Below are 18,920 nucleotides of genomic sequence, written 5' to 3'. Positions count from 1 at the left end.
ATGTTTTTCATGGCTACACCTCAAAATGCGGGTAATCTTTAGTCTTTACCCAATCTCCACCCCAGTTTATTTTTACACCAAGCTCATTGGCAGCATGTTTCATAGCCTCGGCAATTACCCGGAATTTCTTTAAATCATTCCAATCTACCGGATACGGCACTAAATCTATGGCTTTGCCTGTGGTGTGTTTGCTGGCGAATGGGTTATTTAGCCATGTAACTTTGCTTAAACTTGGCTGGGCGTATTTAGCCGGCACCCCCTTTATAGAACATTGTTGCGCTGTTCGTCCCTTGCCATAATTAATGCAGCACTGCTCACGGCTGCGCAAGCCCTCAGTTACCATAAAATCCTGCTTAGTAATTTCAATGGCTCGCTTAACCACCTTTACAAGATTAGTATCCACCCCTTGCAGGTTGTTTAAAGAACGCTGGCTTAGTTTGTACATAATTCCATTCCTATATGAAAAAAAAGACAGTTCAAAAAATGGCTGTCTTTTTATTTAAAAAATTAATATTTTTAATCAGTATGTTATAATGAAGAAAACTGCAGTCATGCTGCAGCGTGAGTCTTTTTTTGCATGAATTTTATTAATAGAAAATAACCGGCCCCCTATTTCTGCCGGTCGTCCGTATCTCCAATCATCTTCTCTGCCCTGTTACAAACGGCATTAATCAGCTTTTGCGCCATTTTCGGTGCGGTAGCCTTGAATGCGTCCAGTAAAGACGTGGAAGCCATGCCGGCAAATACACCAGCACCTGCAAATAGCCACGGGTGTTCTTGTGTGAAGAAATATTCCGTTAATGCTGCCGCAAAAACCATGCCTATAACGATGAATGTAATTGTTAGTACTGTCCCATAGCGTTTGTAATCAGACACCACCAGCGCGCCCAGAAAGCCACCAGCGAGGGCAAAGCAGTTGGCTAATGTGAAAGCCTCGTTCATCATTCACCGCCTTTTTTGTCTTCTACCCGCTTGGTGTGTTTGATTAGATTCCTGCCGGCAAGGGCGCAGATAATGGCAATGATTGGGTATGTTGTCATGCCTGTGGATAAAGGCGGGTATGCGGCAATAAAAGTACCGGATACAACAACCCAGATTAAAGCCGACCAGAGCAGGAAACACCCAGATATGATATTGCTACGGCTGGAATGAAAAAAGGCAGCAAATAGCTGCCCAATCGCGACAAATATCAAAATCGCCACGAATATTTTAGGGTGAAGATGTAAGAATTTTTCATATAAATCCTCTTTAATCATTTCTTCGCCGTGTAGTGCAAATACTGTGGCAAACCCCAGCATAGCAAGGCCACTTAGTACCTCAATTATTCGGGTACCAGTGCCAAATAACCAAATCTGTAATTTGTCTGGCAAAAAGCGTAAGTCAATTACCCAATGCAACCATTTAAATGCTTTAAGCATGGTGAATTTACTCCATAAAAATGCCCTCTTCTGAGGGCTTAACTAAATTCGGGATTGCGTTTTATGAACTCATCATATGTGATCAGGCTAGCATCATAGGTTTCCAGTTTAGCCGAAACCACCCAAAAGACGTTGGAATCATTAACCGCTTCATACGGCTGATCGGAATTAATAAATCTCGCCTTAACTAATTTTTTATGTTCTTCAAATGCCAGCGGTGTTAGAAAAAACCCCCACCCAGATTGCTTGCCGACTATCTCATGTACAAAATAACGAAAGTCTGCCATATCTGCCCATTTGATTTTCCATGTCACTTGCACTTCTGTGGGTGAGTTATTGGAGATTCGGCGCTGTCTAGCTCTACCACTGCTTAAGGTTGTGCGCACAAACGGCGATTTAAACGAGTAGCTGTAATCTACGTCTGGAACCGGCAGTCTGGCCGGCCATTTCTGTATCATTGCCATATCGAACCTTTCCTTTATTACTCTGGCCTGAAAACAAAACCAAAACGGTAATTTTTCATCATGCCACAATGCCACAACCGACCAGAGGCAATGCCTAGTTGATGCTCTACGCCATATCTTTCACGCTGATATCTGATGCATAAAATACCATTTTTAGTATAAGCAAGGATGACGTCAGCAATATCGGTTTGAGAGATAACGCGCGTATCTAGTGACAATCGAGGGTGTTCCAACTTGCCTAGTACGATGGTTGCAAATTGGGCGGCAATGCTGTCAAAGAAATACAGATGAGTTATGGCATTCTGGTTATAAGCAATAACAGGCTGCATGTTAATATCAAACGCGAAAGCTATTTCTGTTACGTTTAGCAGAGTCAGAACGTCATAGCTAACAATATTGTTGTAGACACGTATCTGCCCATCACGAGTATAACGACACTTCCACAAATGGGAATCAAGTCCGGTGCTGTTGTCCTGAAAATCAGCACCGCCCAGTTCGTAATCAAAAAAAACCGATTGTCTAATGGGGGTATAGAATGATGCAGTAATCGGTTCGTTAGATAGCTGATTATCAGGAAGCATTAAACCTCCCCCAGGATAAAGTTACCCGGAAAATAAATGTCTGCGAGTTGGTTTTTCTGATCGGTTCGGAAAACCCCACCTGCCATGAGGGAAACATTCGGGAACCAGTTGAGAATACTCGGTAATCCGTATCGTTAGCATTATCTAACCCAAATTCAATATCTGCCGTACATTGGTGGCTGCCACTTACATAAGGCTGTATGCTTACTTTACTACGATAAGCATCATTAACAACACTATTAATATCGCCAAGTGCGCTTCCCCCAAGCATTGCATCATTGAATTGAAGCCAATTACTCATTGGTGAATTAAGGGAACTAGCAAGGCTGGAACCCTTCGAAACCGAACCGGGACGGGTAATTGTGTTTAAAACCATAAGGGTAACATTGTTTTTATCAACCACGTTTACAGTACTATTAACATCCTCCAGACTAAGGTAACAACGCACTTCGCAAGTCACATCCAGATATTCATCGCTTAGCAAGGTGATGGTTGACTGTTTGCCGTCCGCATCAGTAATGAGGGCGCGATTCCAGCACTTGCCCGAATTATTTAAAATAGCAACCTCAGCCAAGGTTGTTTTATTAAATGTACCGGGCGCAAAGCGAAAACGTTTACGCATCCAGTAATACAGAACACCATCCTTATTGTATATCCCGTACCAATATGCATCATGACTATTTTTATATGCATGTTGCGCACCAAGCCCGTTTTGAGTTGCGTATGGCTTTGACCCATCAGTCCCTACCGCGCACCCATTAAACCAATACTCAGTTGCCATGAAGTCCAAACCCTGATCTAGAACAAGATTAGGCATCCAGCCTGTTTTCTGTACTATTTCATCAGTACCCGATTTGCGCACTTCAAATTGAAACAGCCCGCCGAAGCGGGCTTTAGCATTAATATTCATTGCTATATATCCTTAATGGTAATTACATCTAAATTTACACCCATAGTAATATTTTCAACAGGCATCCTATCTTGAACCAGTAGCGTTCTAACTGATATTGAATCTAGGTTTACTGCTGTGGTAAAGTTTTCCGCATTTGCCGATATCTGTGTCAACAGTTCCTTGATGCCAATCTGCTTAAGCGAAGCAGACACATTTATGTTCTCCGGTTCATCGCTGTATTTGCTGAGGTTGTCGCGAATGACAATACTATCTAGCGTCGCGCCAGTATTAATATTTTCGCCGAGTGCACAGTTGGGCATGGTTTTGTTAGCAATACTAAAAAGACTGGCACCAGCCTCAAAAGTAGTGATGTCTACATAAGGGTAAGGCTTTGAGCTCAGATAATTCTTGTCGCCAAAAGGGTATATAGCGTCATCGTAATCATAGTAGCTAAGTTGATACTCATGCGCGGTGATGGTGCAAATCCCATCTTCCTCCGGCTCTATGTTATCGATTACTGCATCATAGCCAATCTGCTTGGATTCACAGAACACTGCCCGAGGTGGCTCAATTGCGGCATCATTGAGAATAACTTCCTCAAATTCCGGCAGCCACGGGGTGCTGAATCCCCCACTAATCTGCTGAACAGGCAAAATGCCAGACGCCCTGCCATCTTGCCACCTAATTAAAATCTTTGGGTTGCTGTATTGCCAGTCCAGTAGCTCTGATACCTGAATGTGAGCATTGTTATCAACGCGCCTAATATCTGTTATCAGGCAGCTTATGGTTTTATGCCCGGGAATATCGTCCGTTAGTATAATTCTGTCGCCATAATTGTAACAAAGCGCATCCATTTCAGTTTTGCAACTAAAAGACAAACGCTGATAGCGATATTTCATTAACCGGCGCATACCAATCCGGTATGCCTGATCTTCATTAACCACCCCCTCCAGCTTGTATGATTCTACCTTTTGGGGATTGGGTACGTCATCAAGCCGGCATAGCACTGTTTCTTCCGACCATGTGCGACTATTGATATAAGTTACATCTATACCATCATAGTCATCTGCGCACGGCGCAGTAAAACTGGTCTGTAAAGGTTCTGCCATTTCCTGAGTGGTAATCATACCGACCCAGTTTTTTTCTCCCTCATAACCTACACTTACCACTCCATCAGAAAGGAATGGATAAGCAAAGCCAGCGGTGCAAATTTTTTGCAGCATATCTAGTACAGATTGGGTTTTGTCAACTTGGCAATCAAAATACTGCTTATTTGGCGTCCATAAATTAGCCTCCATTTCATCAATAGTTGCCGCGTCATAATCAATCAAGCCAATGCTATCCAGAACGTGCTTAAGTGCTCCGGAAATACTGCGACTTTTGCCATTGTTGTATTTGCGCGTGGCTACAATATTGACCCGCCGGTCTGATTGCGCGGCCAGCTTGCCACCAGTAGTAATCGTTATGCCTATCGTGGTGACATCAGAATATGAAGTCGGCCGTTTAAGTAGTCGTCCGCGTAGAGCCTGCCAATACATACTGTCATGTGCGCCGTCATCGTTTTGGATATTACGGCGGCGGGCGCGTACTTCGATTAACCCCGGTTCTGGAAAGTTATACCTTAGCGTGTAACCTAACCCGTTTACGTTTTTTTCATACCATTTACCCTCAATATGAATCCAATTTGTTTGGTTGACATAACGGTACTCTACTGCCCATAGCACAGATTGGCGTTCTTTTCGTCCCTCATCGTCCCAATCACAAATTCCCGATGGAAAAGCAAAATTAAGCTCAATAGCATCCACCTTTTCATTTTCAGGGCATGCCAGAAAGGGACCAATCCAACGCTCTTTATCGTTGATATTATCGGCAATAAAATCCATAACCGTACGGGGGATAAAACCCGTCCAATTTTTATCGACAATACCATCAATCACTCTATCAAGAGTTACGGTTAATCCATTGGCTTCTCTTATCCGGTATTCGCAGCCACGATGAGAGATACTCAGCCTTTGCTGCCGCTCTCCCAGTCCGTGAAATGGGGTATTATCCGCATAAGAGAGTGTAATCTGCGGTGTGATTGGGGTGGTTATTTGGGTATCTGGATCAGTTTTGCTATCTTGATAACTTGCTATTAATAAATCAAAACCACTTTTGCCGATATATAACGTGACAGGCATTCCCACATAGGCATTTAATTCTTTCAAAGAATCGCCGGTAATTAAACTATAGCCATTCTGGCTTTGCACAGAAAAATCCGCAGGTATTTTCATCCTTACGTTCTTGCCCGCCACCCATGTGTCCTTAAAATCAGCCTTATCAGCAGAAGTTGAGATATCGAAGAATACAGTATAGCTAGATGCGGTTGCCGTGGTCGCACTAACCGTATTGCCGTCAGGGGCAGTTAAAGCCATATCCAAACCGGCTCCGGAGCTGGTTCCACCTACTTCGGTTGAGCTCCACCAATTTTCACTGCGAAAATCACTAGATACATCTGCGCCCGGAGGATAAACCGCATATTCAACATCGCCGCCTAGCGCGGCTATTGGTGTATTCCCGATACGAATATCGTTTTTCGTGAATTCAAACTCCCCTACACCAAGGCTTAAAAATAAATGTGCCCGATAAGTTTCTGGCTTGCCGGGCACAAAGCGATTAACTGGCTGAACTACATAGTCAGGATAAATCCGCTGCCGGCCAAACACTTCACGGATAGGGTCACCCAGTTTGGCCGAGTTTGCTTTAGCAGGATTTAATTCTAACCCGTCGCCATTAGTGTTAGTATTAGCCGCCCCTTGTGAAGACATAGTAAGAATCATATACACCGAATACAGGGCTACTGCTGCCACCACTGCATAGTAGGCGTATACCCACGCTGATACACCCGCACCAATAGCATATGGCTTAGGGTAAATTCTTACATCATCCTGAGCATCAATAACGGTATTGCGCCATTTATCCGGCGCAATCTCGACACAGTTTACCTCAATAACGATAGGGTGCTCTCTATCCAGATCAAAACCGTCCACATTGAAAAAAAACCAGTCGGCTAAACTGGTTTTTTGGTGCTGATGGGTTTCTATTGGCTCTCCCTTAAGCCGACTAGGATAAATTCTAATCATCGCCAGTACTCCACCCTGTAAAACCGCCTTGCAAAGCGTTGCAGCGGCAAAAAGGTCACATTCGTCCGGGGATTGCATTCTGCAACATGTAACAGGCCGTTTAACTCAACCACAACCGCCACATGATCAACCACGCCGCCAGAATAACAAGCCACTCCCGCCCCTGCTTGTGGCTGACATTTCTCCAACCGTTCAAACATCAGCCGAGCATTGGCGTCTAACCCGCCATTGTCTTTAGTCACACCAGCAAAATCAGGCCATACCGGCAGGTTTAAATCCCGCCTCACCTCATTGATTAAGCCAAAACAATCGAGGGCAGGAAAATCCCGCCCGCCTTTTGTCCAGATAACTGCTCTGTAACGATCTGCATTAAAACTCATGTTATATACCTCAACCCCGGGAAATCAGCCAATGTGTAACGATAGCGCGGCCACGCCGTATCAAGAACATTCAAATAGCCGGCGGTTATTTGCACCTGTTCAGCCGTCCAGAATCCACTTTTAACGGCTAATGTGAACGGCTTGGCTGCTGGCGCGGTTAAATCAGTTGAAACATAAGTGCGATAGGTAATGGTGGCGTTTTCCAGCGCATTTAGGCTGGCGCGGATTTGTGATGACACAATGCCCTCAATATTGCCGATGACAAGTTTTAAATCCTGCGTACCGTCCTTATTACGCGCTGGCAATGCCAAATCTATTGCGGCCGCCACGAAGTCCACCATCTGACCATTTTCAAGCGTACAGCAAATATCATCCCAACCCTTAACCAGATAATACGAAGTCGTGCCAACATCAATCTGCACCGTTCCGTAAATAATTTCGCTACCCGAGCTAGCGTAAAGCCGATTTAATATCGTCATGATAGTTTCCTGCTAGTTGTCCAGCCGCCTTTTAACGCCTTGCTTACATCACCCTGTCCAGTAGCAAGATGTCTTGCAACCTGTTGGTAACCCATTTGCGCACCTCGTTTGGCTGCATTTTCTATTGCCTGCATAGTAGCGTTGTCAGGATTACCATTTACCGTAATGGTTTGATGTACGCCACCCATTGCTATAGCGGGATTGGCGGTCATATTACTAATAACACTACGCCCAACAGCACCTCCATCGGCATAGCCCCTGCTGTTTCCTCCAGCAAGGGCGCGTAAACGCTCAATACCAGCCACCCCCCCCATATTACGTACATCAGTTTGATTCAAGACAAACTCACCTCTATGCACTATGCCGGCTGGTTCATACTTACCACCATCTCCTGTATAACCACCACTGGAAAACCCAGCAGACACCGCTGCAATACTGGATACGATGTTTGCAGTTTCTGCTGCCACCGTTGCCATTGCTGCCAAATTTGATGGGAACGGCGCGGCAGATGCCTGAGCAATAGCATTTTGTATAGCGATAACTGAACTAGCGATGGCGAAAGCCTTTTGCGTAGCAAACATAAGTCGATATGCCGCAGAATGCTTACCAACTGACTCCTCTAACATAGAAGACATGCTGCCAACTATCTGCTCTCCATAACCAAGTTGCGCAGTTAGACTTTGCTGCTGATAAGTTTCATTCAGGCTGGCTAAGTCTTCCTGTTTCTTGCGTTCAATTTCCACTATCTTGTCAGCATTACCTTGAGCCAGCTCAATTTGCACATCATAAAAATTAGTAATGCTTTCCTGATAGTTTTCATACTGCTCTTTCAGGTCATCAAAGGGGGCTTCCTGCTTACCCCATTTTTTAGCCTCTTTAAAACTGCGATTAATCCCGATGTTGTCAAACATGGATTTATAGCGATGAGCGGAAAGGTTTCCCATTCCAAGTTCACGCTGTAGCATCTTTAACTGCTGTACTGCCTGATTAACCTCATCAATTCCAAGGTACGCCAGCACATCGCTTTTTTCGTGGGCTTTAGAGGCATTGAGCAACTCATCCTTTTGCGATTGGGTTAACTCTTTGTTTAGCTCAATTTCTTTCCGTTCAGCCTCCGCTCTTTCATGTGTTAACTGAATGGCATCCTTGGTAAAATCCCATGCTGATTCTAACTTACGCCGCTGCGCCTCTTCGTAGGCTGCAACATCGCGGTTATAATCCTGCTTGGCCAATTCCAGATATTTCTGCCGCGTATCAGCATCAAAACCTGCTTCATCGATTTTTTCGAGTCGCTCCTGATATTCTGCATCAAGCTTTTCTCGGCTGGTATAAAACTGCTTGACTATATCTAGGCGTTTTTTGGCTATCTCTTCATACTCGCGCAAATAATCTTTAACGTAATCCGCGCTACCATCATCAGCCTGATTGTTATAAGCCGCCATGCGTTTAATTACTGATGGGGCATAAGATCGTCCTATTGGACCTATCTTACCTTGACTAACATTCCCCTCACCAGAATGGTATGCAGTAATAGCTTTAGCTAAATCACCTTTAAAGAACTTTAATAGGTAGTTCAAGTATTTAGCAGCACCCTCTGCCGATGACACTGGGTCACGAACATTAACACCAAAGCGACGTGCGGCATCAGGCATAAATTGAAATAGTCCGCGCGCTCCACTGGGGGATAATGCGTTAACATTACCACGCGATTCCTGCATAGATATAGCAGCCAATACCCCAGTCGGCAAACCGTACTGCCGTTCTTTCATCGCGTAGTTGTATCGTTTTGCCTGTGCACGCACAGTATCATTCATTAACGACTGGCTACGTTTACGTTTACCCTTTTCATTGGCTTTTTTAACTGCTTCGGCACGGTCTTTTTGCATTCGCCCAATATCTAATGCTATCTGATCCGCTTTGTTTGCGGCGATTTTGTCATCTTTAATTGAACGATAGTATTTCTCCAGTTCACGCGCCTGCTTTATCTGCTCGTCAATGCGCTCTACTGGCGTCTGGTTGGCTTTGATGACGCTGTCGGCTTGTTTGTCCATTTCTGCGCGCTTGGCTACTGCTTCGGCCTGCTGCTGGCGCGCTTTCTGAGCATCACTATCAGACTTAATTTTCCGCTGAATTTCGACTGCCTCTTTTTTCAGCTTAGCAATATCATCGTCATAGGCAGTTCCAAAAAAAGAATCACCTTTTTTTTGTGCCTCAAGCTTCGCAATTTGCTGTAATACACTTTGCAACTGCTTTTCTAGCGGGTCTTCCCTCCCGATCCCCTTCATCGCATCCCAAGCCATTTCTGCGGCTTTTTTGACAGTTAACCAGCCCTTTGCCATCATGTTGGCACTAGCCCACGTTCTCCTGCCCGCATCCTCTACGCCTTTGGCTAGTTTATTCTGTATCAGAATAACCGCATCACCCTTTCTACCTACTTCAACCAGTGCCTTAGCCTGTTCATAAACTGCTACAGTCATGGTGTCATAGTTTTGCGACAGTTCGACAACCGCTTTTACTGGGTCTTCCTTAATTCTGGCAAACTGTTTAACCAAATCTTCAACCTTTTGGCCGGTCATCTCACTATTGTAAGCAATGACCGTGGCAACCATCTCGAATGTTTCGCTAACTGCTGCGCCACTACTAGCCAAACTCATTAAAGCTTCTCGTGCTTCGCTATACGCTCCCGTACTATCACCGATTCTCGAAGCCATCATCTGTAGCTGTCCAGCAGTTACAGAAGACGCACCCCCAGCTAGAATTACAGCCTTGCGAAAAGCATTAGACTCTTTGCCGCCTTGAATAAAGGCCGCCCCTACCGCACCAATAACACCAACCAGCCCACCAATAGCCAATCGGGTAGGGGTAATCATGCTTGCCAAGCCCTTAAACATGTTGCCAAATCCGCCAAAGCTATCGCGTAACTGCCCCCCTTGTTGAATAGCAATAAGGAAAGGATTTTGACCACCTGCTAGCTGAGTAACAATATCGGTAAATTGCATCGGAGCCATGCGCAACGCATTCTGATATTGCCCATAACTGATTGTCAGCCCTTTAGTTCGCTTATCCAGCGCATCTAGTTTCTGTAATAGCGGGTCAAAGCGCTTAGGGTCTAAGCCGCGCTGGTTTATCAAAGATTCAAAATACTGACGATTAGAAAGTGTACCGGCCGTTTCTGCGTTGATAATACGCTGGATTGACGCTTCAATTTTCTTCGAATCCGCCTCCCTTGCCTCCGCAATTTTTCTGGAGTTGCTATTAACTTCATCCAGTTGTTTTAGTAAGGGGTCAAGCCGTTTGGTGTCTAAGCCGCTTTGCTGCGCCAATGTTTCAAAATACTTACGGTTAGAACGACCCCCAGCTGTTTCTGCGGCAACAATACGTTGAATTGACGCCTCGATTTTTCGAGCGTTAACCTCCGTTTCGTCACTTGCTTTCTTAGAGGCAGCATTAACCTCATCAAGGCGATTAAACAGCCCATCAAACCGCTTAGGGTCTAAGCCCTCTTGTTCTATTAATGACTTAAAATAACCACTGGTGCTGCGGCCTCCTGCCTCCTGTGCAGCAATAGTGCGCCGGATGATATCCTCGTAGCGTTTGGCTGCATTTTCGGTTGCATCACTCGCCTTGTTGATGGTTTCCGCTGTTTTTTTGGCTGCATTATTAAGCTCATCCAACCGTTTTAACAATGGCTCAAACTGACGGGCGTATTGACCAGAATCTAAACCGCGCTGAGTTAATAGTGATCGAAAAAAATTACTGGTATTACGACCGCCAGCCTCCTGAACAGCAATCGTCCGCTCAATAGATGCCCGCAGCGAGTTAGCTGAACGCTCCATCTTTTTACTTGCGGCATCAGCATCATCACCGGCTTTTTTAGCACTATTACTTACTTTACGGTAACTGTCGGTCGCCTGATTACCGCTTTGCTGCGCCTTTTTGCCTGTCTGGGCTGCGGCGTCTCCCAGCCCTGCTAACGACCGCTTTGCGGATTCAACAGATGCCTTTAAATCACTCACATCCCCGCTGATGCGTATGTTCGTTCTGTTTTCAGCCATGTTTTACATCCTTATACATCTCATCCAATGCCGCTGATTCCATCACTGCAATATCCGCCAGCAGGGATTTATATCGCTTCTTCTTAATCCGATGCATTTTGAATAACGCGTATACCGCGCTGTAATCCAGTCCAGTTGCGCCGCCTGCTGCCACACGCCATTGTGTCGACAATTTCGTAAACAGCTTAACCACCTCAAAATTCTCCGGCCAGATTAAGACTTCTTCGTTAAAATCAGACGGTTTAAATCCAAAAGCGGCCAGCTCAGCTTCAGATGCCGACTTCGCATACAATGCGCGGGCGGCGGCTTTTAGTTTCCCACGCGGTTATTGGTCAGCTCCCTCATATAGGTATCTAAAAGCGCATTCGCTGCACCAAAATAATTATCGGTAAGCTGTTTCAAGTTATCTAGCGTAAATGCTTCGTCTAAATCCCAACCTGCAACCAAGTCTTTGACAATTTCGTAAGGACTAAGATTTTTCTCGACTGCATTATCAAAAAACTTTGCTGCCTCGGGCTGGCTCATGGCCTTGTAAGTAATTCTTACCTGCCCTTTTTCCTGCTCGCCCGGTACATGGATATCAACAACACAAGTAAAAGTTGGATTGGGGGTTAATGTTAGTTTCATAGCTGACCTCAATAAAATAGCCAGCACTAGGCTGGCTTGATTGTGTAAAATAGAATTAATAGCGCATTGGGAGGGCTTGTAGCGACAGATTAGCGTTAATCTGCATTACATTGCCCTTATTGACTTTTGGCGTCTCGTTTAATGACACTGCCGCGTTATACGCAATAGTTGAGCCGCTGCACAATTCCAGAAATACTGCATAATTCCCGCGATTGTCCTTAGCCTCTTTAAGCGCTTTGTAACCATCAAGCGTAGGGTCATCGGCAATGCCAAGATCAATTGATTGCGCAGATGTGATGGTAGGCAACTTCCGCTCAAAATTATCTTCCAGAAACTGGAAAGTAGCATACTGCTGCTCACCACCAGAAGTATTAAACTCCAGCACCTGTGTAATCTGCACTCTCTCAAGAATCTTGCGTGCGCTACCCTTGCCGCCGCCAACTGGGAAATCCTCAACCTTACTTGTGTTAATACCCTCTAGGTCAAACGTATCTTTAGTTACTTTACCAACACGGACAATGCGCATTGTGATGCCGCTCCAGCCACTTACAAGCTCAATATAATCTCCAGTAGCCAAAGTATGATTAGCTGCCGTTGCAACCGCCGGATTAGCATTGCTTATACTGGTAATACTAATCGGAGTATCGCGGCCTTTTTCAATATAAAGTTTAGAACCATCAGGCAATTGTGCTGCCATATTGCACCTCTCAATAAATAAAAAAACGGCCACAAGGCCGTATAACAAATTAACCGGTTTATTTCAGGTAATCACCGTAAAATCCATGTGACTGCCATAAACCGACATCTCATAATCATAGGTATCTATAGGTGCATCAATGGCACTAACTACCGGTAAGCGCAGTAGTGCCTCTTGAATTGCCCGAATATACTCATTTGCAGCTATATACGTTTCTGCCCAAGCGGCTACTTGCAAACGTCGCTCAAAACCGCCCGAAGTCTGATAATCCATAAACAAATACCCTGCACCACCTACCCACTGCAAGACAATAAATGGTGCTTGCGCTGCATCATTTGCAAAACCCCAGTAAACAGGGATATTAGGCAAAGCAGCGTTAATCGCCATTATTAGCTGTTTTTCCATTTGCCGCGTCCTGTAATGCTTTAGTTATTAACGCCGTTGCCTGTACTCTCTTTTCGTCAAAAGCTGGGCGTAAAAAAGGGTGCGCAATTACTTTGGGACCACCATACTCTATCGCCCTACCCAATTCTTGCCAGTACGCATAAGGTACACTCTGCCCCGGTACACCATACGAAGTGTTTTTACGGAATGAAATATCATATTCCACACGCTCACCCTCAATACTCTTATCCTTGGCAAAAGCGATATAAATACTTTTTTTCAAGTCACCGGGATTAAACTCGTACGGCGTACCATCCCAAACCATTTTGCCTGTATCCCTGTCCAAGCGACCGGAGCGAAAAATATGCGGCTTTTTACTAACTCCCGCCAGCTTAATCGCCTCATCCCTGATTAGAACTGCCCCCTCATACACCGCCCGCCTTAGATTCTTTTGCACTCTGTCAGAAATACCGTCTAATTGGTTATTCAATTCAGATAAATCAACATCTAATTTAAGCATAAACGCTCCAATAAAATAGCCAGCACTAGGCTGGCTTGAATTTGTTACATAATCAAATAATAACAATTCTTTATTCTTCCTCCCCCGTATCACAAAGCTTCTTAGGTTTGCTGAAATGCAGCTCATAAAATGCACTTTCTCCACCAGAACCTGCGCTAGTTTCGTATGATAAATAAACCTTTCTAAATCTATCTAAGCTTAGCTCGTAACCTACGATTTTACCGCTCGCCATTCTGTCGGCTTGACAGATTTTCTTATATTTTATATTTGCTTTTTCAAATGACTTTTGTGGCGGCAATACACAGTTTTGTGTGTCATAGGCAAAGCACTCATTATCAATATAAACACTCTCAACCCCAAATTTAGGATTATCGTATGCTAAATACCGCACATTCCAAGCCATTTCTGACCAATTTTTTTTCAATACTAGCGGTTTAACCCCATTAACATTAATTCTTACCATTGCCTTGCGAAAATAAACTGTTCCGTTATCCTCTGTCTCGTCGCTATCAACCCCATCAGTTTCCCAAATGAAATTCTCATTATCTGCGTATGTATCCCAATCAATATAGCCTTTACCACTTGCCCCAACAGGGACTTGCATAAACATCTTGATAAACTCGCCGAGTTCATATGATTGCAGCAATTCCGCTTCTTTTGGATAAACCGGATAAGCATTACTTATTAAAGGCAGCATTAAGAATAAACAGATAAAAAATTTTCTCATATTTCATCCTTTAGGTTGTCAGGTAACAGTTTCACAAATCAAATCCGTGTACTCACGTGAATTTACGTCATGCATTACTGCCTTGATATTATAAATTACATTATTAACAATGACACGCATAGCATTGTTTAATTTAGTGTTGTACCGAACCCTGATGCTTACCCTGACAATACCAGTTACCTTGTCTGCCTTAATGGTTTCAATCCCTGATTTATTACGTACATCCGCCCATAATTTCCCAAACTCAGCCCAATCATGAATTACCGCACCATTCGCATCCTTGTTGCTAACTGGTTGCAAAATGGTTATGCGCGTTCTTAACAGCCCTGCACGCATATCACACCACCAGCGGCATACGAAACGGTTCCAGCAGTGCCAATACCGCAGATGGCAGGTGCTGGCCGTTTGGCAATTCACTTGAACCCCCGTTTCTGTCAGCGTCCCAGTGACCAATCAGCAACAAAGCCGCTTGTTTAATAGCTATATTGGATAAATCAACATCGGGCTGGTTCAGGTATTGCTTAATAAAGGCCTCGGCAGCGTTAATATACTGCTCAAGAATAGCATCACTCTCACTATCATCGTAACGCAAGTGTTGTTTTATTTCATTTAAAGCCACAATACTCATTTTATCCAGTCCTTAGAGCATAATTTAAAATTGGCGTGGTCAAAATTACCGCAATGATCATTTAAAACAGCCCACAATGAACCACTCTTTGTAACAAACTGCCCTTTTAAATAAGCCACTTCCTTGTTAAAAACCCCAGCATACGCTGCTTTGAAAGCTATTTCTGATTCAGCGGGCATGTTTTTCGCAGTTTTGCCAGCAAAAGGGTCTTCCTTGGCGTCGCGTTTAGCCAAGGCGCTTAATGAAAAGTTTTGCTGCTGTAAATAAGGCGTATCACCCCCCTCAACAGGACACAAACCAATACGCTGGCGCGCCTCGTTGGGAGTCATAAGCGCTGAACTTACCCCTTCTTTTAACATCCCCATTAAGGTTGTACTATTCATCCTTATTAAAGAATCAAGGTCAAATTCAATGCTAACCTTTTTGTCTGTTACAACCTCTTGTGTAAGCAGATTTTCTATTGCCTCAATCAGAGTCTGCAAACAACCTGAATAGTAGATTTCATTCAAATCTTCTACCTTCATGTTATTAGGCAAAGAGGCCAGCCCAATAAGGAAAGGCGGCATTTTAAAAGCACTGCATACTATTTCAGCAGAAAGACGCAATTGCTCAATAAGTTGAGAATCCGCAGCAGACATTGTTACGGTCTGATATTTCATATCATCGCCAAGAACAGCTGTACCGCCTTGATTTTGCCCGCCATAAGCTGAATTCCATCGCTCCCTAATCAACTTTGCCGTCTCTTCACTGATTGACCCCGGCGTTGTTAATATTCCAGATGGGCGCGACTGATTCTTAAAAAATGTTCTGCTGTTTGCCTGTATAGCAAGCCCGTTATCTACTGACACCTTGCATGCCACGACGGGTGATAAACCTACTAGCGGGTGGTAAAAGCAATTCCAGCGGTCGTGTATAACCTCACTCGCCGGCAAAATAATGGGGCTGTCGCCTATCATGCTTAACCTGTCGTTAGCTATTTGATAATAAACCTCTCCATTATCTGCAACCAAGGGCTGCACTCTGTCGGGATGTAATACATGCAAATTTTTTACCTTTCCGTATATATCCCGCTCTTTATACACATAGGTATTACCCTTAAATAGCTTTGATTGCACCCATCGCTCAAAAAATTGTTGTAGCGTCTGGTAGTGATTAGGCTTCAAGATAAAGTCATATCCTTTTAATTCCTGTGTCTGCCATACACCATCGCTAATTATCTTAGTGAGCAAAGGTAATTTACTAATATCCTGTGATATTTTCGAAATACACGCAAAAACCGCAAAAAAGCTATTTACATCTTCCGGGTCCATTCTCATTCCAAATTGCCATGGACCCCGAGCAGATTCACATATTGACTGCCAACCACCACCAGCTTTAGGTGAGGATTTCTTTCTAAACAATCGTTTTAGCCAGCTCATTTTCCCACCATGACGTTTCTATGTGGTTATTTGGATTTCTTTGCACCTGCGCCTTTACTTTTTCGAGCATCAGCACCTGCACCAGCACCAGCATCAGCACCAGCATCAGCATCAGCACCAGCATCAGCATCAGCACCAGCATCAGCATCAGCACCAGCATCAGCATCAGCACCAGCACCAGCATCAGCACCAGCATCAGCATCAGCACCAGCATCAGCATCAGCACCAGCATCAGCATCAGCATCAGCATCAGCACCAGCACCAGCATCAGCACCAGCATCAGCCCAAACCGCAACGCCAAGCTTAATTAAAATTAAAGCGTATTCTGTTTTGACATCTTTAACCTCGCCTACCGCTGCATCATGCATATCTTTTAAGTATTTAATTTCCATATAAAATCCAAGAAAAAGGCGACCGAAGTCGCCTTTGTTTTTTAAACGTTAGTATAGTCAAGAAACGCAGCAGCAATTGGTCGACGTTTTGCCCATGTAATAAATTTCTCTACACGAACAGCAAATTTATTTTCCTGCCACAAATTATGCGTTTTATCACCGTCAGTGAGCGTTGCCTGATCACTATAGGACACATCAACGCCACCATCTTGAGCAACCAATATTTCTGACATTTTAATCAGGGTGATTTTATTGCCAGCAATTTGACTGGTAACAACAGGGATGCCCAGCAGATTACGCGCACCGTTGAGACTCATACCGGGAAAGTAAGTATTCCCTAGTGCATCACGCAAAATCGCAATCTGCATAGCTCTTGTTTCCGACATTATCAGGTAACTACCATCCGCGGATAAGTTCTTTTCAATAAACGTTTGCAGTAATCCTAGGATATCTTTTTCATAATCCGAGGCAGATTTGCCGGTTGGAATTTGGGCAGTGACACCAAATAACATACCCGCAGGCGCAGTATCAGTTTGCGTGCCATTACCTAAAAAGGTGTCATCAATAAGCGCGGCGGTGGCTTTTAGCAAATCATCTAGTACTAACTTATCAACAGCAGGATCGGCGCGCCGTATTAACTCTTGTGTATAGACGGTGATAGCGGCAAGTTTATGCTCTTTTATCTCAATTGATTCGAAAGTAGGATTGGTTAGAGGTTTTTTCTTACCCTCACCCACCCAAGAAGCCGAACCGCCTGTTGCTTGCCCATTGATTTTTACATTAAACGGTACTGAACGGTAACCTTTCAATTTATCAAAAATAGTTTCATTGCGTAGCAACTCAATAAACTCACCGTGAAACGTATCTCGCTCAACAAGCGGTGCGGCAAAACCGCTATCTGTGGTTGTACCTAATGTCGCTTTTTCTATGTATTTAATTACATCCTCATTAAACCCTAGATTTTTAGCAGCTGCTGCCGGTGAAATATAGTTACCCTTTTTAGCCTCCAGTGCAGCAATCATTTTAGCGCGCGCAAATTGTGCGAATCCAATACCTTTAGGTAGATTAGACTTAACCGTTACATTATTACCCGCGGTTGATTGCACTCCCTCCGCTACAGTATCCCCTTTAGCCGGCGTAGTTGTTTCAGCTACCTGATTTGCTGTAGCGTGATTTTTCTCCAGTCTCGCCAGATTAAGCTCCAATACCTTAATTTCATCCTCAGCCTTGGTGATAACAGCCTCCTGCTCCTCGGATGGCGTGAGCCCTTTCTCTACAGCCTCGCCTACAGTCTTGGCTATCAAATCCCGATTTTCTTTAATCTTAGCCTTGACCGCATTAATTTGTTCTTCAATAGTCATAATTAAACCTCTCGTTATCGAATTTAAAGTTTTACGATTAAGTGTTTATTTGTCGGAGCAAGGCTCACGACTAGGTGTTTTTTCGTCGCAACGCCGACGGGGGATTCTGGTGACGATTTAGCAGGGACAAGCGCGACCTGCTCCTTGGCGGTTTGCGTTGGTTGATTCGACACACCAGAATTCTTGGAAACGGAATCCGCATTAATTACAGTGTCCGATTTATTGACTGGCTGTTTCTGAGATTCCGTAGTAGTAGTAGTAAAAAGCTGCTTTACTGCAGTGATGGTTGCTTCCGCATTGGCAGGAATAGTAACGGCTGATAACTCATACCAATCCCATACTGTGTAATGAATGCCGTATGAGTTTTCTATAAATGAATATTCAATAGCACGAAAGCCGATCGACAAACCCTTAACCAGTTTGTTTTTAATAGACAGCCATGCCGTATCCAGCCTATCCTTTAGAGAACCCTCCTCTTTAATACTTGCGAGCTGAATAACCACTTCAATACCCGCATCTGTTACTTTTGCCTCTATCACATCACCAATTGGCTGTGTATGGTCGTGCTGCCACAAGAATGGGATAGGCAAAGTGAACTTAGCTCCTCTTGGGTCGACAACATCCTCAGCCCTATCCGTATTTGGCGTTGTGGCAATCCCTGTAATTATTCTTTTATCATCATCAAAAGACTTAACTTCAAGGTAGCCATATGCTTTAGTGTGATTCATAACAGCTAATCCTTATCAAAAAACCGCCTAAGCGGTTGTAATAACAA

The 18,920-nt window shown here is 44.2% G+C and carries 22 protein-coding genes; all 22 read right to left on the bottom strand.

All coding sequences use genetic code 11. The features are described from left to right. Positions 1–13 precede the first annotated feature (13 nt). Complete coding sequence (locus BHC51_RS11495) at positions 14–445, bottom strand: M15 family metallopeptidase (RefSeq protein WP_100154093.1); 432 nt, start codon at positions 443–445, stop codon at positions 14–16. Positions 446–609: 164 nt separating this feature from the next. Next, a complete protein-coding gene (locus tag BHC51_RS11490) occupies positions 610–945 on the bottom strand; it encodes a hypothetical protein (RefSeq protein WP_143558849.1) in 336 nt (111 codons plus the stop codon). After that, on the bottom strand, positions 942–1,418 hold the full coding sequence (locus BHC51_RS11485) for a hypothetical protein (RefSeq protein WP_100100485.1): 477 nt from the start codon (positions 1,416–1,418) through the stop codon (positions 942–944). Before BHC51_RS11485 ends, BHC51_RS11490 begins: the two co-directional genes overlap by 4 nt. Positions 1,419–1,456: 38 nt before the next feature. Next, entirely contained in the window at positions 1,457–1,882 is a 426-nt protein-coding gene (locus BHC51_RS11480; protein ID WP_100154080.1) for a hypothetical protein, read from the bottom strand. Positions 1,883–1,899: 17 nt separating this feature from the next. Then, complete coding sequence (locus BHC51_RS11475; RefSeq protein ID WP_100154079.1) at positions 1,900–2,463, bottom strand: hypothetical protein; 564 nt, start codon at positions 2,461–2,463, stop codon at positions 1,900–1,902. Next, positions 2,453–3,373, bottom strand: a complete 921-nt coding sequence (locus tag BHC51_RS11470; protein WP_100154078.1) for a hypothetical protein — start codon at positions 3,371–3,373, stop codon at positions 2,453–2,455. Before BHC51_RS11470 ends, BHC51_RS11475 begins: the two co-directional genes overlap by 11 nt. Before the next feature lie 2 nt (positions 3,374–3,375). After that, positions 3,376–6,477 carry a host specificity factor TipJ family phage tail protein gene (locus BHC51_RS11465; RefSeq protein WP_100154077.1) on the bottom strand — a complete coding sequence of 1,034 codons (3,102 nt, stop codon included), beginning with the start codon at positions 6,475–6,477 and terminating at the stop codon, positions 3,376–3,378. After that, a complete protein-coding gene (locus BHC51_RS11460) occupies positions 6,474–6,857 on the bottom strand; it encodes a nitrite transporter (protein WP_100154076.1) in 384 nt (127 codons plus the stop codon). Before BHC51_RS11460 ends, BHC51_RS11465 begins: the two co-directional genes overlap by 4 nt. Beyond that, positions 6,854–7,336 (bottom strand): DUF1833 family protein, encoded by a 483-nt coding sequence (locus BHC51_RS11455; RefSeq protein ID WP_100154075.1) that lies wholly within the window; start codon positions 7,334–7,336, stop codon positions 6,854–6,856. Before BHC51_RS11455 ends, BHC51_RS11460 begins: the two co-directional genes overlap by 4 nt. Further along, a complete protein-coding gene (locus tag BHC51_RS11450; RefSeq protein ID WP_100154074.1) occupies positions 7,333–11,391 on the bottom strand; it encodes a phage tail length tape measure family protein in 4,059 nt (1,352 codons plus the stop codon). The genes BHC51_RS11455 and BHC51_RS11450 overlap by 4 nt, the downstream gene beginning before the upstream one ends. After that, positions 11,384–11,683, bottom strand: a complete 300-nt coding sequence (locus tag BHC51_RS11445; RefSeq protein ID WP_257384815.1) for a DUF1799 domain-containing protein — start codon at positions 11,681–11,683, stop codon at positions 11,384–11,386. Before BHC51_RS11445 ends, BHC51_RS11450 begins: the two co-directional genes overlap by 8 nt. A 17-nt stretch (positions 11,684–11,700) precedes the next feature. Beyond that, positions 11,701–12,018: a phage tail assembly chaperone gene (locus BHC51_RS11440; RefSeq protein ID WP_100154073.1), complete on the bottom strand. Its 318-nt coding sequence runs from the start codon at positions 12,016–12,018 to the stop codon at positions 11,701–11,703. A 55-nt stretch (positions 12,019–12,073) separates the two neighbouring features. Then, positions 12,074–12,715 (bottom strand): phage tail protein, encoded by a 642-nt coding sequence (locus BHC51_RS11435; protein WP_100154072.1) that lies wholly within the window; start codon positions 12,713–12,715, stop codon positions 12,074–12,076. Between the two features lie 63 nt (positions 12,716–12,778). After that, positions 12,779–13,120 carry a DUF3168 domain-containing protein gene (locus tag BHC51_RS11430; protein WP_100098626.1) on the bottom strand — a complete coding sequence of 114 codons (342 nt, stop codon included), beginning with the start codon at positions 13,118–13,120 and terminating at the stop codon, positions 12,779–12,781. Further along, positions 13,092–13,619, bottom strand: coding sequence for a hypothetical protein (locus BHC51_RS11425; protein ID WP_100154071.1), 528 nt, complete (start codon positions 13,617–13,619; stop codon positions 13,092–13,094). Before BHC51_RS11425 ends, BHC51_RS11430 begins: the two co-directional genes overlap by 29 nt. A 70-nt stretch (positions 13,620–13,689) precedes the next feature. Continuing rightward, on the bottom strand, positions 13,690–14,346 hold the full coding sequence (locus tag BHC51_RS11420; RefSeq protein WP_100154070.1) for a hypothetical protein: 657 nt from the start codon (positions 14,344–14,346) through the stop codon (positions 13,690–13,692). Positions 14,347–14,364: 18 nt separating this feature from the next. Continuing rightward, on the bottom strand, positions 14,365–14,682 hold the full coding sequence (locus tag BHC51_RS11415; protein WP_100154069.1) for a phage head closure protein: 318 nt from the start codon (positions 14,680–14,682) through the stop codon (positions 14,365–14,367). Between the two features lies 1 nt (position 14,683). Continuing rightward, a complete protein-coding gene (locus BHC51_RS11410) occupies positions 14,684–14,974 on the bottom strand; it encodes a head-tail connector protein (protein ID WP_100154068.1) in 291 nt (96 codons plus the stop codon). Next, on the bottom strand, positions 14,971–16,392 hold the full coding sequence (locus BHC51_RS11405) for a phage portal protein (RefSeq protein WP_100154067.1): 1,422 nt from the start codon (positions 16,390–16,392) through the stop codon (positions 14,971–14,973). The genes BHC51_RS11410 and BHC51_RS11405 overlap by 4 nt, the downstream gene beginning before the upstream one ends. Then, the gene (locus BHC51_RS11400) at positions 16,367–16,672 is read right to left on the bottom strand and encodes a hypothetical protein (protein ID WP_180296496.1); all 306 of its coding nucleotides are present in this window, start codon (positions 16,670–16,672) and stop codon (positions 16,367–16,369) included. Before BHC51_RS11400 ends, BHC51_RS11405 begins: the two co-directional genes overlap by 26 nt. Before the next feature lie 153 nt (positions 16,673–16,825). Further along, entirely contained in the window at positions 16,826–18,145 is a 1,320-nt protein-coding gene (locus BHC51_RS11395) for a phage major capsid protein (protein WP_100154066.1), read from the bottom strand. Positions 18,146–18,168: 23 nt separating this feature from the next. Continuing rightward, complete coding sequence (locus BHC51_RS11390; RefSeq protein ID WP_100154065.1) at positions 18,169–18,873, bottom strand: HK97 family phage prohead protease; 705 nt, start codon at positions 18,871–18,873, stop codon at positions 18,169–18,171. Between the last annotated feature and the right edge of the window lie 47 nt (positions 18,874–18,920).

Source organism: Snodgrassella alvi (assembly GCF_002777745.1).
Classification (GTDB): domain Bacteria; phylum Pseudomonadota; class Gammaproteobacteria; order Burkholderiales; family Neisseriaceae; genus Snodgrassella; species Snodgrassella alvi_D.
Note: the sequence above shows the minus strand (reverse complement) of the source record. Positions and strands in the feature narration are given on the sequence as shown.

Excerpts from the sequence above, each read along its gene's own strand:
- BHC51_RS11495 (WP_100154093.1), bottom strand. The coding sequence starts at position 445 with ATGTACAAACTAAGCCAGCGTTCTTTAAACAACCTGCAAGGGGTGGAT.
- BHC51_RS11490 (WP_143558849.1), bottom strand. The coding sequence starts at position 945 with ATGATGAACGAGGCTTTCACATTAGCCAACTGCTTTGCCCTCGCTGGT.
- BHC51_RS11485 (WP_100100485.1), bottom strand. The coding sequence starts at position 1,418 with ATGCTTAAAGCATTTAAATGGTTGCATTGGGTAATTGACTTACGCTTT.
- BHC51_RS11480 (WP_100154080.1), bottom strand. The coding sequence starts at position 1,882 with ATGGCAATGATACAGAAATGGCCGGCCAGACTGCCGGTTCCAGACGTA.
- BHC51_RS11475 (WP_100154079.1), bottom strand. The coding sequence starts at position 2,463 with ATGCTTCCTGATAATCAGCTATCTAACGAACCGATTACTGCATCATTC.
- BHC51_RS11470 (WP_100154078.1), bottom strand. The coding sequence starts at position 3,373 with ATGAATATTAATGCTAAAGCCCGCTTCGGCGGGCTGTTTCAATTTGAA.
- BHC51_RS11465 (WP_100154077.1), bottom strand. The coding sequence starts at position 6,477 with ATGATTAGAATTTATCCTAGTCGGCTTAAGGGAGAGCCAATAGAAACC.
- BHC51_RS11460 (WP_100154076.1), bottom strand. The coding sequence starts at position 6,857 with ATGAGTTTTAATGCAGATCGTTACAGAGCAGTTATCTGGACAAAAGGC.
- BHC51_RS11455 (WP_100154075.1), bottom strand. The coding sequence starts at position 7,336 with ATGACGATATTAAATCGGCTTTACGCTAGCTCGGGTAGCGAAATTATT.
- BHC51_RS11450 (WP_100154074.1), bottom strand. The coding sequence starts at position 11,391 with ATGGCTGAAAACAGAACGAACATACGCATCAGCGGGGATGTGAGTGAT.
- BHC51_RS11440 (WP_100154073.1), bottom strand. The coding sequence starts at position 12,018 with ATGAAACTAACATTAACCCCCAATCCAACTTTTACTTGTGTTGTTGAT.
- BHC51_RS11435 (WP_100154072.1), bottom strand. The coding sequence starts at position 12,715 with ATGGCAGCACAATTGCCTGATGGTTCTAAACTTTATATTGAAAAAGGC.
- BHC51_RS11430 (WP_100098626.1), bottom strand. The coding sequence starts at position 13,120 with ATGGAAAAACAGCTAATAATGGCGATTAACGCTGCTTTGCCTAATATC.
- BHC51_RS11425 (WP_100154071.1), bottom strand. The coding sequence starts at position 13,619 with ATGCTTAAATTAGATGTTGATTTATCTGAATTGAATAACCAATTAGAC.
- BHC51_RS11420 (WP_100154070.1), bottom strand. The coding sequence starts at position 14,346 with ATGAGAAAATTTTTTATCTGTTTATTCTTAATGCTGCCTTTAATAAGT.
- BHC51_RS11415 (WP_100154069.1), bottom strand. The coding sequence starts at position 14,682 with ATGCGTGCAGGGCTGTTAAGAACGCGCATAACCATTTTGCAACCAGTT.
- BHC51_RS11410 (WP_100154068.1), bottom strand. The coding sequence starts at position 14,974 with ATGAGTATTGTGGCTTTAAATGAAATAAAACAACACTTGCGTTACGAT.
- BHC51_RS11405 (WP_100154067.1), bottom strand. The coding sequence starts at position 16,392 with ATGAGCTGGCTAAAACGATTGTTTAGAAAGAAATCCTCACCTAAAGCT.
- BHC51_RS11400 (WP_180296496.1), bottom strand. The coding sequence starts at position 16,672 with ATGCTGGTGCTGATGCTGGTGCTGGTGCTGATGCTGATGCTGATGCTG.
- BHC51_RS11395 (WP_100154066.1), bottom strand. The coding sequence starts at position 18,145 with ATGACTATTGAAGAACAAATTAATGCGGTCAAGGCTAAGATTAAAGAA.
- BHC51_RS11390 (WP_100154065.1), bottom strand. The coding sequence starts at position 18,873 with ATGAATCACACTAAAGCATATGGCTACCTTGAAGTTAAGTCTTTTGAT.